This window comes from Streptomyces sp. 1331.2, assembly GCF_900199205.1.
Taxonomy (GTDB): Bacteria; Actinomycetota; Actinomycetes; order Streptomycetales; family Streptomycetaceae; genus Kitasatospora.
Window position 1 is genome coordinate 5804849 of record NZ_OBMJ01000001.1, and the last position, 14426, is coordinate 5819274.

General features: G+C 72.4%; 13 protein-coding genes and 1 pseudogene. 6 read left to right on the forward strand and 8 right to left on the reverse strand.

The annotated features are described in order from the left end of the window. Window positions 1-8: 8 nt before the first annotated feature. Together CRP52_RS25085 and CRP52_RS25090 are read left to right on the forward strand one after the other, a co-directional pair. Window positions 9-665, forward strand: coding sequence for an HAD family hydrolase (locus tag CRP52_RS25085; RefSeq protein WP_097238452.1), 657 nt, complete (start codon window positions 9-11; stop codon window positions 663-665). 71 nt (window positions 666-736) lie between these two features. Beyond that, a complete protein-coding gene (locus tag CRP52_RS25090) occupies window positions 737-1642 on the forward strand; it encodes an aminoglycoside phosphotransferase family protein (protein ID WP_257032841.1) in 906 nt (301 codons plus the stop codon). A 131-nt stretch (window positions 1643-1773) separates the two neighbouring features. Here the strand turns inward: CRP52_RS25090 and CRP52_RS25095 are convergent, their stop codons facing one another. The 5 genes and pseudogenes from CRP52_RS25095 to CRP52_RS25115 all read right to left on the reverse strand — a co-directional run. After that, the gene (locus tag CRP52_RS25095; protein WP_097238454.1) at window positions 1774-2562 is read right to left on the reverse strand and encodes an SDR family oxidoreductase; all 789 of its coding nucleotides are present in this window, start codon (window positions 2560-2562) and stop codon (window positions 1774-1776) included. 121 nt (window positions 2563-2683) lie between these two features. After that, a complete protein-coding gene (locus CRP52_RS25100; RefSeq protein WP_097238455.1) occupies window positions 2684-3268 on the reverse strand; it encodes a TetR/AcrR family transcriptional regulator in 585 nt (194 codons plus the stop codon). 130 nt (window positions 3269-3398) lie between these two features. Next, complete coding sequence (locus CRP52_RS25105) at window positions 3399-4157, reverse strand: alpha/beta hydrolase (RefSeq protein WP_097238456.1); 759 nt, start codon at window positions 4155-4157, stop codon at window positions 3399-3401. Window positions 4158-4394: 237 nt separating this feature from the next. Further along, entirely contained in the window at window positions 4395-6248 is a 1854-nt protein-coding gene (locus CRP52_RS25110) for a CocE/NonD family hydrolase (protein ID WP_097238457.1), read from the reverse strand. A gap of 179 nt (window positions 6249-6427) precedes the next feature. Further along, window positions 6428-7511 (reverse strand): annotated as a pseudogene (locus CRP52_RS25115) (hydrolase); the annotation flags it as partial. 124 nt (window positions 7512-7635) lie between these two features. On the opposite strand from CRP52_RS25115, the gene CRP52_RS25120 reads away from it, so the two are divergent. Further along, a complete protein-coding gene (locus tag CRP52_RS25120) occupies window positions 7636-8739 on the forward strand; it encodes a HoxN/HupN/NixA family nickel/cobalt transporter (protein ID WP_097240329.1) in 1104 nt (367 codons plus the stop codon). A 70-nt stretch (window positions 8740-8809) separates the two neighbouring features. On the opposite strand, the gene CRP52_RS25125 is transcribed toward CRP52_RS25120, so the two are convergent. Next, on the reverse strand, window positions 8810-9748 hold the full coding sequence (locus tag CRP52_RS25125; RefSeq protein ID WP_097238459.1) for an SGNH/GDSL hydrolase family protein: 939 nt from the start codon (window positions 9746-9748) through the stop codon (window positions 8810-8812). Window positions 9749-10052: 304 nt separating this feature from the next. On the opposite strand from CRP52_RS25125, the gene CRP52_RS25130 reads away from it, so the two are divergent. The 3 genes from CRP52_RS25130 (at window position 10053) to CRP52_RS25140 (ending at window position 12768) form a co-directional block, all read left to right on the forward strand. Beyond that, the gene (locus CRP52_RS25130; protein ID WP_257032842.1) at window positions 10053-10508 is read left to right on the forward strand and encodes a (2Fe-2S) ferredoxin domain-containing protein; all 456 of its coding nucleotides are present in this window, start codon (window positions 10053-10055) and stop codon (window positions 10506-10508) included. Between the two features lie 132 nt (window positions 10509-10640). Next, window positions 10641-10892 (forward strand): hypothetical protein, encoded by a 252-nt coding sequence (locus CRP52_RS25135; protein ID WP_030056971.1) that lies wholly within the window; start codon window positions 10641-10643, stop codon window positions 10890-10892. Between the two features lie 208 nt (window positions 10893-11100). After that, entirely contained in the window at window positions 11101-12768 is a 1668-nt protein-coding gene (locus CRP52_RS25140) for a purple acid phosphatase family protein (RefSeq protein WP_097238460.1), read from the forward strand. Window positions 12769-12829: 61 nt separating this feature from the next. On the opposite strand, the gene CRP52_RS25145 is transcribed toward CRP52_RS25140, so the two are convergent. Both CRP52_RS25145 and CRP52_RS25150 read right to left on the reverse strand, forming a co-directional pair. Next, window positions 12830-13162, reverse strand: a complete 333-nt coding sequence (locus CRP52_RS25145; RefSeq protein ID WP_097238461.1) for a YnfA family protein — start codon at window positions 13160-13162, stop codon at window positions 12830-12832. 16 nt (window positions 13163-13178) lie between these two features. Continuing rightward, on the reverse strand, window positions 13179-14393 hold the full coding sequence (locus CRP52_RS25150; protein ID WP_097238462.1) for a pyridoxal phosphate-dependent aminotransferase: 1215 nt from the start codon (window positions 14391-14393) through the stop codon (window positions 13179-13181). Window positions 14394-14426: the final 33 nt, after the last annotated feature.

The window sequence follows — 14426 nt, forward strand, 5'->3', positions numbered from 1 at the left end:
CTGGCTCGATGATCAAGCCGATAGAGCTCGTGATATTCGACTGCGACGGCGTCCTGGTGGACAGCGAGGTGATCGCCGTACGGGTGCTGGTGCGGTTGGGGGAGGAGCTGGGCTGGCCGCTGCGCGAGGCGGAGGCCGTCGAGCGGTTCGTCGGGCGGTCGGAGGCGGCCAACCACGCGATGGTGGCCGAGCGGCTGGGGGAGGAGACGGCGACGGTCTGGGACAAGCGCTTCCGCGAGCTGCACGCCGAGGCCGTGGACGCCGGGCTGACCCCGGTGGACGGCCTGCCGGAGGCACTGGCTGCGATCGACCTGCCGACCTGTGTGGCCTCCAGCGGCACGCACGAGAAGATGCGGCACACCCTCGGCCGGACCGGGCTCCACGACCGTTTCGCCGGGCGGATCTTCAGCGCCACCGAGGTCGGCCGGGGCAAGCCCGCCCCCGACCTGTTCCTGCACGCCGCCCGCTCGATGGGCGTCGACCCGGCCGCCTGCGTCGTGGTCGAGGACAGCCGGCCCGGCGTCCAGGCCGCCCGAGCCGCCGGAATGCGCGCGCTCGGCTACGCGGGCGGCATCACCCCGGCGGAGTGGCTGGAGGGGCCGGGCACCGTGGTCTTCACGGACATGCGCGAGCTGCCCGCCCTCATCGCCGCGGGCGCCGTGTAGGGCGTGTCGGGAACGCGCTGAGCGCGTAAAGCGCTTGCCGGGGGCGGTCGTCGGTGGCAGGGTCGGGCGTCATGTCGGACTCCCCCGCTCGCCGCCGGATGCACGCGAACGAACTCGACCTCGACGCGGCGCTGGTGCGCCGGATGGTCGCCGGGCAGTTCCCGCACTGGGCCGGCCTGCCGGTCGAGCCGGTGGCCACCGTCGGGACCAGCAACGCGATGTACCGGCTGGGTGCGGAGCTGGTGGTGCGGATCCCGCGGATCCCGGGGGCGGTCGAGGACGTGCGGAAGGAGTACCTCTGGCTGCGGCGCCTCGCCCCCGGGCTGCCGGTCGCGGTGCCCGTGCCGCTGGCCCTGGGCGGGCCGGTGGACGGCTGCCCGTGGCCCTGGTCGGTGCTCCGCTGGCTCGACGGCGTGAACCCGGTGGCCGGTCAGGTGGACGAACCGGCAGCGCTGGCAGCGGACTTGGCGTCCTTCGTGACCGCCATGCGCCGGCTGGACCCGGCCGGCGGCCCGGCCTCCTACCGGAGCGAGTCGCTGCCCGACCGGGACGGCGTCGTCCGGCGTGCGATCGCGGCGCTGGCCGGCACCGTCGACGCCCGGGCGGTGACCGCCGTCTGGGAGGCCGCGCTCGGTGCCCCGCCGCACTCCGGCCCGCCGGTCTGGATCCACGCCGACCTGCAGCCGGGCAACCTGCTGGTGGACGGAGGTGGGCGGTTGAGCGCCGTGATCGACTTCGGCTGTGCGGGCCTCGGTGACCCGGCGGTGGACCTGATCACCGCCTGGTACATGCTCCCGGCCTCGGCCCGCGGCGCCTTCCGGGCGTCGGTGGGCGCCGACGACGCGGCCTGGGCCCGCGGGCGGGGCTGGGCGCTGTCCGTCGCCCTGCTGGAGCTGGACTACTACCGCGGGAGCAACCCCCGGATGGCGGGCATCGCCCGGCACGTGATCGGCGAGGTCCTGGCCGGCCACGCCTGATCCGGCCGGCCACGCCTGATCCGGCCGACCATGCCTCGTCCGGACCACCACGCCTGACCGGACGGCCCGCGTCCCCGCCCGGCCGCCGCCTCCCGTGGGGCGCACGGCCGGGCGGAGCCGTCGCCGTCCGGTCAGGCGGTCTTGATGGTGCCGCCGTCGATCACCAGGTCGGCGCCGATGATGTTGGCCGCGGCGCCGGAGACCAGGAAGGTGACCAGGGCGGCGACCTCCTCGGGTTCGGTGATGCGGGGCGAGGCCATCTGGAACTGCTGGGGCAGGGTCGACAGCAGGTCGTCGAGTCCGACGCCGTTGGCGGCGGCGACCTTGGCGCCGAAGCTGTCCGGGCCGCGCCACAGGGGGCTGCCGGTCACTCCGGGGGAGACGGTGTTGACGCGCACGCCCCGGGGGCCGAACTCCTCGCTGAGCCGCTTGGTCAGGGTGTTCAGAGCCGCCTTGGCCTCGCTGTAGCCGACCGGGCCGCTCGCGGGGACGCGGGCGTTGATCGAGGAGATGTTGACGATCGCGCCGCGGCGCTCGATCAGGCTCGGCAGTGCGGCGCGGGTGGTGCGGATCGTGCTGAAGAGGTTGAGGTCCAGCATCCGGCGCCACTGGTCGTCGTCGGCGTCGAGGAAGCCGCCGAGGCTGAGGTGCTGGGCGTCGCCGGCGCCGACGTTGTTCACCAGGATGTCGATGCCGCCCAGTTCCGACAGTGCCGCCGCGACGACGGCCTCGACGCCCTCGGGGGTGGACAGGTCCGCGGACACGGTCGCCGCCGCGACCTTGTCGAGCTCCGGTGTCACGGTGCGGGCCGCGCCGAGCACGCGCACCCCCTCGGCGGCGAGGGCTTCGGCGACGGCCAGGCCGATGCCGCGGCTGGCGCCGGTGACGACTGCGGTCTTGCCGGTGAGCTGGAGGTCCATGGGGCGCTTCTTTCTTGAACTGTAGGTCCAGAACTGGGGCATGGTGCGGCCGCCCTCGGGGCCCGCTCGGGGCCCGCTTGGGGCCCGTCCGGGCGTGCCTCGGGCGGCGGGAAGGGCGGGGTCAGGCCGGGCCGAGCACCGTCAGTGCGGTGTCGGCGATGCGGAGCAGGGTCGCCGCGTCGTAGGAGCGGGCCATCACCCGCAGCCCGGCGATCGTGTTCATCAGGTACTCGGCGGTGGCACGCGGGTCGAGGTCGAGGGGTACGTCGCCGTCCCGGATGCCCTGGGTGATCCGGGACTCCAGCGCGGCCATCGTCCGTTCCACGGCGCGGCGCACCGCGCGGGCGATCTCCGGGTCGTGGCCGGACAGTTCGACCGCCGTGTTGACGGCCAGGCAGCCGCGGCGGACGGGGTGGGTCAGGTCGGACTGAACGCTGTCATGCAGGAACGCCCGGAGGCATTCCCGGGTGGTTCCGGGCCGCGCCAGGAGCTCCGCGGCGAACTCCGCACCGAGCCGGTCGTACCGTTCGAGTGCGAGCACGAACAGTTCACGCTTGCTCCCGAAGGCGTTGTACAGGCTCCCCTTCGCCACGCCGGTCGCCTCGGCCAGCGCCGCCGGCGAGGTGTTGGCGTACCCGAGCGTCCAGAACGCCTGCATCGCGCGTTCCACCACGGCGTCGGTCTCGAAGGTGCGGGGTCGGGCCATGTCAGGACGGTAGCAGGTTCTTGACCTGACGGTCCATAATTTCCGCCGTCCGGGTTCCCGCGGCGCCCGCCCGCCGGCACCCGGCCGCGAAGGCCGGGCGCCGGCGGGCGCCGGCGGGCGCCACAGGGGGTCAGGCAGCGCCGAGGTGGCGGGCCAGGAAGCGGGCGCCGCTGTCGGCCTCGAAGCGGGGCAGTTCCTTGTGCCGGCCCGAGTTCACGTGCAGGGACTTCTCCGTCGAGGCGAAGGCGTCGAACAGGGCGAGGCCGTCCTCACGGGAGATGTGCTCGTCGTCCCACTGCATGTCGTACTCGATCGGGATGGTGATCCGCTTCGCCTTCTCGGCCAGGGTGTCGGGCCAGTGCTGGCCGAAGACCGCGGCGGTGATGCGGGGTTCGTCCGCCACGAAGGGCAGTCCGATCGCGGTGCCCATGTTGAGGCCCCAGAAGCCGACCCGTCCGTCGGCGCCGATCTCGGGCAGCTCCTGGAGGGCGTCCAGGGCGGCCCGGTACTCGGGGACGGCGAGCTCCGCCAGGTGGTCGTTGTAGCGGACGACGATCGGGCCCTCCGGCTCGCCGGCGGCCCTGGCCCGGAACAGCTCGGCGATCTCCGCCTCGTCGTGGGCCGTGCGGGGCCGGTCGCCGTGGCCGGGGGCGTCCAGGACGGCGACGTGGTAGCCGCTGCCGGCGACCAGCAGCCGGGCGCGGCCGGACATCGCGGGGTGCTTCTTGTGGTTGCCGCCGCCGTGGGCCATCAGGACCAGGGGCGCGCGGTCGGCGCCGGAGGCGGGCGACCAGAGGACTCCGGGGACGTCGCCCACGGTGAACTCGCGTTCGACGATGCCGTTCGAGGACGACTCGGAGGTGAAGCGGAAGGAAGAAGAAGAGGACATGGCGGGTCGCCTTTCGGAAGTGCCTGTGATGATGCGGCGCTCCCGGCGACGGCTACGTCAGTCGCCGACCGTGACGGAAAGGGGGAGCACCCACGTGGGTCCAGCGGTCATGGGTCTCACCTCCTCGGGCGGTGTCTCGGTCGGGGATGATCTTTCCGCCTGAACGGCCCGCTGCGCAAGCCTTTTTCGCGATCGGCCCGCGGCCGGGCCCGCGTTCCGGCCCTCGGTGGGGATCGGTCAGGATCCTTCGCGGGCGACCCGGTGCTGCCACTCCCGGGTGAACACCACCGACCCGGCCTCCAGCGCCCGCAGTTGCACGATGCTGAGGAAGTGCCCGGCGTCGCAGCGCAGTTGGGTGCGGGTCTGGACGGTGACGTCCCAGCCGATGTCGGGCCGCTCCAGCCGTACGGTGTGGTCGGTGCGGGCCTGGGCGCTGAGCGGGGTGTCGGTGAGGATGCGGTAGGCGGTGACGGTGTGTTCGTCGCGGACCAGGCCGTCGGGGTGGGTGCGGGTGCCGTCGGTGGCGGGGGAGAGTTCGGTGCGCCACTCGTGACGGCCGATGTCGTGGACGGTGAGGCGTTCGGGCCGGGCGGTGAGCGGCTCGGTGAGGTGGATGTCGAGCGGCTCGGGCAGGGTGGGCGTCTCGAAGGTGACGGGGGCGGCGCCGACGTCGGCGGCCAGGTGGCGGACGGGCAGGCTCAGGGTGGAGCGGGACGGGTCGAGGGCGTACCCGGTGGTCCGGGCCGGGGGCCACACCCACGGCCAGTAGACGGAGGAGAAGGCGAGCCGCAGCCGGTGCCCGGCCGGGATCGTCCGGGCGCAGGCCGCCAGTTCGACCTCGGCGTCCGGGCCGTCGGCGACCAGGACGCCCCGGGTGACCAGCTCCGAGGTGCCGTCCGGGCCGACCGCGCAGAGTCGGACGACGACCAGCGGGGCGGGCCCGCCCTCCCGCAGGCGCAGCCGGACGGTCGGGGCGCCGAGCAGTTCGACCGGCTCGGGCAGCGGCTGGGAGTCGAAGCAGACCGAGCGGCCGTCCTCCTCGCGCTGGTCGGGCGGCTGGTCGGCGGGGCGCCCGCGCGGGACGTACGCGCCCGCGTTGAGGCCGGTGTGCTGCGGGGAGCGGACGTGGACGTAGCGGTCGTCGGCGGCGGTGCCGGCGGTGCGCAGCGGCCCGTCCAGGCCGTAGTGGATCGGCCGGACGTCGGGGGAGGGCCAGGTGTCGTCGCCGGTCCAGCGGGTGCCGATCCGGCTGCGCAGGGCGGGCTCCTTGGCGGCGCCGGTGTCGATGCCGCGCAGCCAGTGGTCCCACCAGCGCAGGGTCTCGGGCAGGACGTCCTCGGGCAGACCGTGCGGCCAGGGGCCGATCACGGCGCGTGCGGTGGGGGATTCGGCGAGCAGGCGCAGGACGAAGGAGCAGGACGGGTCGTCCCAGGCGGAGATCGCGAGCACCGGCGCGGAGACCGGCACGGTGCTGTCGCCGGCGGCGAGCCAGGCGTCGACGGGCGGCTCCAGGGCCTCCATGCGGGCCAGCCAGCGGCTGCGCCAGGCGTCGCCGACGTGGCGCGGGTCCGGGGGCAGGGCGGCGTCGGCCACGAGGGCGGTGAGCCGGGTGTGCAGGTCGGCGGCGAGTACGGCGCCGCCGAGCCGGTGGCCGCCTTCGGGGCAGGCGGTGACCACGGCGCCGACGGTGTCCGGGGCCCGGGCGGCCAGCCGCAGTGCGGTGGTGCCGGCGGCACCGGTGCCGAGCAGGCCGACCCGGCCGGTGGACCAGGGGCGGCGGGCGAGCCAGTCGACGACGGCGGCGCCGTCGGCCAGCTCCTGCTCGCCGCCGGGCTCGCCGGGGGTGCCGTCGGAGTTGCCGTGTCCGCGGGTGTCGACCCGCAGGGCGGCGTAGCCGTGGCCGGCGTACCAGGGGTGGCGGCGGGCGTCCTCGGCGGCGGTGCGGTCGGTGAGGCGGCCGGCGGAGTACTCCAGCAGGGCGGGGACGGGTTCGTCGCCGACCGGCCGCCACAGCCGGGCGGCCAGCCGGGTGCCGTCGGGCAGCGGGATGCGGACGTCCTCGCGGGTGGTGTGGAAGGGGTACGACGGCATGGCCGCTCCCATCGGGTCCCGGGCCGGGTGGGCGCCGGCGGGCCCGCGGCGGGGACGGGGCACCCGTACCCGCCGCGGGCGTCGGCATTCCGACCCTAGGGGAGGAACCGGCCGTTTTCCTGGCGAGGGCCGCGCGCGAGGGCCCCGCGGCTTTCCCGGCGAGGGCCCCGCGGCGGTCAGGCCTTGCTCAGCCAGGCGGTGGCGTTGAGGGCGAGGGCGGCGTCGGTGCCGGCCGGGTCGTCCCAGCCGTTGTAGAGGGTGTTGCCGGACTGGCCGGTGCCGTCGTCGATCGGGGAGCTGTCGCCCCAGACGGCGACCCGGCCGGAGCCGAAGGTGCTGGTGACGAAGAAGGCGCCGGTGTTGCCGCTGTAGCCGGTCCGGTAGACCAGGCCCTTGACCGAGGGGTTGTCGGCGGGCTTGAGGGTGAAGGTGGTGCCGTTGCGCAGGATCGAGCCGGTGACGGTGCCGAAGGAGCCGTTCAGGACGGGGTCGGTGGCGTCGTTGATGGCGCGCGGGTTGTCGGTGGTGATGTTGAGCAGGTCGACCGAGAAGCCGAACGGGTCGTTGTTGTTGACGCCGTTGCTGGTCAGCAGGTCGTTGATGATCTTCGGCGAGTCCCAGCCGTCGTTGTTGCGGTCGCTGCCGGTGTGGTCGGAGATCAGGAAGAGCCCGCCGCCGTTCCGGACGAAGGTCATGACCGCGGTCTTCTCGGCCGCGCTCAGCCGGATGTTCGGTTCCGGGATCACGAAGGTGTCGAAGTTGGCGAGGTCGAGCGCGCCGCCGGTGCCGTAGGTGATGGTGGAGCCGGACGGGAGGGTCTTGAGGCTGTACTGGCCGGTCTTCTGCAGGGCGACGCCCCAGGCGGAGAGCGCGCCGGTCCAGCTCTTCTCGGTGGTGGGGCTGGGGTTCTGGGCGAGCGGGTCGGGCTGGCTGGTGCTGATGATCCAGTCGGCGTTGCCGGCGGTCTCGGCCTTGCTGTTGTCGAACAGCACCCGGTGGGGCGTGGTGCTCAGGGTGTGCACGGCGGTGGCGGAGGCCGGGGCGGCGGTCGCGGCGGTGGCGGCGGTGGCGGCCGGGGCGAGGGTGGTGAGGCCGGCGGCGAGCAGCGCCGCGCCGGAGAGAGCCGCGACGGTTCGAATACGGATCGTCATGTGCCGTTCCTCCGTGGGGAGTTGAGGTTGTCGGCGCCCGAGTTTTCGCGCGTAGAACGTGAGTATCCGCGCGTAGAGCGACCGGTGACAGCCCTGGGAGGTGACGAAGCACTGTACGGGTTGTGACGATCTCGCGGCGGGCGGAAACCGAACCGTAATTGCGCATGACTTGCAACTGCGTGCGTCCAGACGGAAAGATGGCCCGGCTCCGCCTGCTCCGCCGAAAGGACACCAAGATGACCGCCCCCCGCTGGCGCGACCGGCTCACCCGTGAGGAGTGGATGCGCCTGGCCGGAATGGGCGGGTTCATCCTCGCGCTGCACGTCATCGGCTGGTTCACCCTGCTCGCGCTGGTCGCGCCCGAGCGCTACGACGTCGGCGGCCAGGTGTTCGGTGCGGGCATGGGCCTGACCGCCTACACCCTCGGCATGCGGCACGCCTTCGACGCCGACCACATCGCCGCGATCGACAACACCACCCGCAAGCTGATGGGCCAGGGCAAGCGGCCGCTGTCGGTCGGCTTCTGGTTCTCGCTCGGGCACTCCTCGATCGTCTTCGGCCTCTGCGCGCTGCTGGCCTTCGGCATCCGCTCGCTGGCCGACCAGGTCGAGGCCGACGACTCGACGCTGCACGAGATGACCGGCCTGATCGGCGTCACCGTCTCCGGCACCTTCCTGCTGCTCCTCGGCCTGATCAACCTGGGTGCCTTCAACGGCATCCTCAAGGTCTTCCGCAAGATGCGCGAGGGCGAGTACGACGAGGCCGAGCTGGAGCGCCAGCTGGAGCGGCGCGGGCTGATGAACCGCATCCTCGGCCGGGTCACCCGGGCCGTCACCAAGCCGTGGCACATGTACCCGGTGGGCCTGCTGTTCGGCCTGGGCTTCGACACCGCCACCGAGGTGTCCCTGCTGGTGCTGGCGGGCGGCGCGGCGGCCTTCTCGCTGCCCTGGTACGCGCTGCTCACGCTGCCGATCCTGTTCGCGGCCGGGATGAGCCTGCTGGACACCATCGACGGCTCGTTCATGAACTTCGCGTACGAGTGGGCCTTCTCCAAGCCCGTCCGCAAGATCTACTACAACCTGACCGTCACCGGGCTCTCGGTGCTGGTGGCGCTGGTCATCGGCTCGATCGAGCTGATCGGCCTGCTCGGCGAGAAGCTGGACATCACCAGCGGGCCGGTCGCCTGGATCGGCGCGCTGGACCTCAACTTCGTCGGCTACGCCATCGTCGGACTGTTCGTGCTCACCTGGGCCGCGGCGATCGCCTACTGGAAGTTCGGCAACGTCGAGGAGAAGTGGTCGGCCGGGCTGGCGGCCGGCGCCGCGGCCGAGTCCGAGTAGCGACGCACGGTCAGGCGGGACCGAGGGGCGGTGACCGGGGTCTGGTCGCCGCCCCTCGGGGTACCCGGGATCAGCGCAGCGCGGCGAGCACCGCGTCGGCCATCACCTTCTCGCCGGTCGCGTTCGGGTGGAACGGCACGGCGGGCGAGCCGGGCAGTGCGCCCTCGATCCAGCGGTCGTCCGAGCAGACGTCGTGCCCGCGGGTCGGCGTCGCCGTGTCGACGTAGGTCGCGCCGCCGGCCGCCGCGGTGGCCTTGAGCGCGGCGTTCAGCTTGTCGAGGACGCCGTGCATGTACTCGACGTCGCCCGGGGTGACCGGCTGGCGCAGGATGCAGGTGGAGCCGTCGGCGGGCAGCACGGAGGGGTAGCCGACCAGCAGCACCTTGGCCCTGGGCGCCTTGGCGTGGATCTGCCGGAGGGTGGTGGCGATCTGCGGGGCGATGGTGTCGGTGATCCGCTCGGCGAGGTCGTCGTTGCCGTACTGCCAGGACCAGGTGCGCCAGTCCCAGTAGCCGTGGTGGTAGACGTCCTTGCAGGGCGTGCCGAGCGGGTTGACGACCGCTCCGGCGATGCAGGTGGCGACCAGTTCGCCGAGGCCGAGGTCGCTGGCCGCGAGGTCGTTGCCGCCGATCCCGAGGCTGACCAGGTCGGTGTCGGGGGTCAGCGCGTCCAGCTGGGGGTCGTTGACCCTGATGAAGGCGTCGTACTGGGGCTGCGTCATCGCCTTGACCTTGGCGGCGGCGCAGGTGACGTCGGTGTACGCGCCGGCGTCGAGGGCCGCGGCGACCAGGTGGCCGTAGTTGTGGTCGGAGCGCAGGCAGAGGCCGGCCGACTGGCCGGGCACGCCGGCGCCGGCGGCGTAGGAGTCGCCGAGCGCCACGTAGTGCTTCGGGGCGGGGGTGGCGGCCTGGGCGCTGGTCGAGGTGAGTGCCAGTGCGGCACCGAGGGCGACCGCGGCGAGGGCGGTGGAATTCCGGAGGTGCCGGGATTTCCGGGCAGGGCGGAGCACGGTTCCTCCTGGGGGAGAGAAACGACGGGTGGGGGTCGTGCCGAGCCGGGCCACAGCTACTCGCAGGTAAGTTACTGCCAGGTTTCGCGCCCGTCCATGCTTTGCGCAGAAATTGCCGAAATTCCGTCAGATGAGAGTCGCCGACATTTCGAATTCCGCTCCACCGCGTATCGGAGGTATTTCCGAAACGCGGTGGAGCGGAATTCGTGCACTCGCTTGTCACCGGCCGGTCGGGCGGCCCCCGGCCGGCGGGTACAGTGCGGGTGCAGAGCGCGCCGCCGACCACGAGGGGTACCAGGAACCGATGAGCCGCCGAGACCGCGACCGCGACGGTGCCGCCCGGGGCAGTGAACGGAGCAGCGAACGGGCCGGTGGCCGGAAGCGGGGCGCCGCCTCCCCGGTGACCGTCACCGTCTGCCGCGGATGCTGCTGCGGCACCGAGGCGAAGCACCCCGGCGTCGACCACGCGGGGCAGTACGAGCGGCTGCGGACGGCGGTGGGCTCGGCGGGCCGGGTCCGGGCCGTCAAGTGCCTGGACGTGTGCACCCAGTCGAACGTGGTGGTGGTCGGCCCCTCCAGCGAGGGCCGGGCGGCGGGCGGCCGGCCGGTCTGGCTCGGCTTCGTGCTGATGGACGAGATGATCGACGACATAGCCGCCTGGGTGCAGGCGGGCGGCCCGGGCCTCGCCGACCCGCCCGGTCTGCTCGACCTCCAGCTGATCTCGGTCTCCCGCCGGGTCCGCGAGGCGCTGCCCGACTGACCGTCGGGCTGTCGGGTCGTCTGATCCGTCTGATCGTCGGGCCGTCCGATCGTCACCCGAGGACCGCTCCGCCACCCGCACCACTACCATGACCGGTGGCGTCGAGCAGGTTCCGCGCGAGGGAGGAAGACGATGACGACGGTCTGCCGCATCTGCGCGGGCACCGGCCGGACCGCCGGCCTCAGCTGCCGCACCTGCCAGGGCACCGGCACCACCGAGGTGGGCGGCGGGGGCGGCAACTGCTTCCTGTGCGACGGCACCGGCGTGTACGTGCGCTACCGGGTGGATGCGACCGGCGCCAAGCACGCCTACCGGGACGAGATCTGCCGCACCTGCGACGGCACCGGGAACCGCACCGCCACGCAGTGGGACGAACCGTCCTGACCCTGCGGCACGTTCCTCCTCCGGAGGGCCGGACCCGAAGCACCCTCAGCGAGCTGGTCCGGCCGGGGCCATGATCCGGTGTCGGGTCGACGTGGACACGTCCTTTACCGAACCATGGTCGAACATTGGTGTTCGAATGGGGGATGCGCTGCGGCCCGTTCATCCCGCGGTCGTGTTCGATCCACGCACCGCTGACAGAGTCCCGCGCATGGATATCCCCAACATGGGCGTGCCGGCCAAGCTCGCCGACCGCATGAGCATGGCCGAGCAGCACGAGTACCTGCGGGCCCGTTTCTCCCGCCGCCGGATGCTGCGCGCCGGGGCCGTGACCGTCGGCGCCGTCGCCGTCGGCGGTGCCCTGGGCAGCGGTACCGCCTTCGCCGCTCCCGCCGGTCCGCAGCTGCTGACGGGCGGCACGACGGACGGCATCGACGGCGCGCTGGTCGCGCCGATCGGCCGTCACCTCCAGTTCGGCCCCGAGCCGGACACCCAGTTCCGCGTCTCCTGGCAGGTCCCGGCGCCGGTCAAGAAGCCCTTCCTGCGCTTCGGCAAGCACCCGTGGGAGCTGAGCCACAAGGTCCAGGCCGAGGTCCGCGCCCTGCACACCCCCGCGCTGACCCCGACCGGCCAGCCGGTGGACCAGTACTACCTGCACGTGGCGCTGGAGGACCTGCACCCCGACACCACCTACTACTACGGTGTCGGCCACGACGGCTTCGACCCGGCCTCGCAGCAGCAGATCTCCACCCTGCACACCTTCCGCACCGCGCCCTCCCGCGACCACCGCTGGGGCAAGGTGTACGAGCCGTTCACCTTCACCGCCTTCGGCGACCAGGGCGTCAGCTCGCACGCGGCGGGCAACGACCACATCATCAAGGCTCAGAAGCCGGCCTTCCACCTGCACGCCGGCGACATCTGCTACGCCGACCCGGCCGGTTCCGGCACCGACCCGGACAAGTCCGTCTTCAACGCGAAGACCTGGGACGACTTCCTGGTGCAGACCGAGACGGTCGCCGCCGAGATCCCGTGGATGGTCGCCTACGGCAACCACGACGTCGAGGCCTGGTACTCGCCCAACGGCTACGGCGGCGAGAACGCCCGCTTCTTCCTGCCGAACAACGGGCCGGACCCGCGCGCCGTCCCCGGCGTCTACACCTTCCGCTACAAGAACGTCGGCGTCATCTCCCTGGACGCCAACGACGTCTCCTACGAGATCCCGGCCAACCTGGGCGTCTCGGCGAACAAGCAGACCGCGTGGCTGGAGCGCACCCTCAAGGACCTGCGCAGCGACGAGACCGTCGACTTCGTCGTGGTCTTCTTCCACCACTGCGCCTTCTCCACCACCGTCGCGCACGCCTCCGAGGGCGGTGTCCGCGAGGCCTGGGTGCCGCTGTTCGAGAAGTACCGGGTGGACCTGGTCATCAACGGCCACAACCACATCTACGAGCGCACCGACGCCATCCTGGGCAACAAGGTCTCGAAGCAGGTGCCGAGCGGCGCCACCATCGAGCCCGAGAAGGACGGCGTGGTCTACGTGACCGCGGGTGCGGCCGGCCGCAGCCTGTACAAGTTCGACGTGCCGGACACCTACGAGGGGCACGAGAACCACCAGGACGAGGTCAAGACCTACTACTGGGGCAAGGGCCGGGTGAAGGTCCCCGAGACCATCCAGTGGTCGCGGGTGCGCTACACCGGCTACTCCTTCATCAAGGTCGACGTCACCCCGGCGCGCCTGGGCCAGAAGTCGGTCATGAAGGTCACCGCGCTGGCCGAGGACGGCACGCAGATCGACAACTACTCGATCCTGCGCAAGGTCGGCGAGGGCTGGGACTCGGGCCGCGACGACGACGGCGAGGGCGGCGGCTGGGGCTGGTAGTCCCCGAACGCCCGTACCGGGCCCCGGCGTCGAGGAGACCTCGGCGCCGGGGCCCGCTGCTTCAGCGGCGCGGCCCGTACATGATCACGGCGACCCCGGCCAGGCAGACCAGCGCGCCCAGCACGTCGTAGCGGGTCGGCCGGAAGCCGTCCACCAGCACGCCCCACAGCAGCGAGCCGGCCACGAACACCCCGCCGTACGCGGCCAGCACCCGGCCGAAGTGGCTGTCCGGCTGCAGGGCCGCGACGAAGCCGTACGCCCCGAGCGCCACCACCCCCACCCCGGCCAGCCACCACGGCCGTTGCTCGCGCACGCTCTGCCAGACCAGCCAGCAGCCGCCGATCTCGGCGAGCGCGGCGAGCAGGAACAGGGCGACGGAACGCAGGACGGTCATGGGCCGAGCCTACGGATCAGACCTGGCGGTACGTCGCCAGGAAGCGACCGATCCGGTTGATGGCCGTCTCCAGGTCGTCGGCGCGGGGCAGGGTGACGAAGCGGAAGTGGTCCGGGCGCGGCCAGTTGAAGCCGGTGCCCTGGACGACGTGGATCTTCTCGCGCAGCAGCAGGTCCAGCACGAACCGCTCGTCGTCGACGATCCGGTGGACGGCCGGGTCGAGCCTGGCGAAGGCGTACAGCGCGCCCTTGGGCTTGACGCAGCTGACGCCGGGGATCTCGTTGAGCGCCTTGACCGCGATGTCGCGCTGCTCGGTCAGCCGGCCGCCGGGCAGCACCAGGTCGTTGATGGACTGGTGGCCGCCGAGCGCGGCCTGGACGGCGTACTGGGCGGGCACGTTGGGGCACAGCCGCATGCCGGAGAGCATGGTCAGGCCCTCCAGGTAGTCGGTGGCGTGCTGCTTGGGCCCGGAGACGACCAGCCAGCCGCTGCGGAAGCCGGCCACCCGGTAGGCCTTGGAGAGCCCGTTGAAGGTGAGGGTGAGCACGTCGTCGGCGAGGGCGGCCAGGCAGTGGTGCTCGGTGTCGTCGTAGAGGATCTTGTCGTAGATCTCGTCGGCCAGGACCATCAGCTGGTGGCGGCGGGCGAGGTCGAGGATGCCCTCCAGCAGTTCCTTCGGGTAGACGGCGCCGGTGGGGTTGTTGGGGTTGATGACGACGATCGCCTTGGTGCGGGCGGTGATCTTGGCGGCGATGTCGTCCAGGTCCGGGTACCACTCGGCCTCTTCGTCGCACAGGTAGTGCACGGCCTTGCCACCGGCCAGCCGCACCACGGCCGTCCAGAGCGGGTAGTCGGGCATCGGCACGAGCACCTCGTCGCCGTCGTCCACCAGCGCGGTGACGGCCATCTGGATCAGCTCGGAGACGCCGTTGCCGAGGTAGACGTCGTTGACGGTGACGCCCTGGACCCCGCGCTGCTGGTAGTACTGCACCACCGCGCGGCGGGCCGGCAGGATGCCGCGCGAGTCGCTGTAGCCGTGCGCCTTGGGCAGGTTGCGGATGATGTCCTGGAGGATCTCCTCGGGCGCCTCGAAGCCGAACGGCGCCGGGTTGCCGGTGTTCAGCCGCAGCACGCTGTGCCCGGCCTCCTCCAGCGCGTTGGCCTGGTCGACCACCGGGCCGCGGATCTCGTAGCACACGTCATTCAGCTTGCTGGACTGCCGAAACTCCATCTGCGGCCTCCCGACCGTCACCACCGCTCCGCT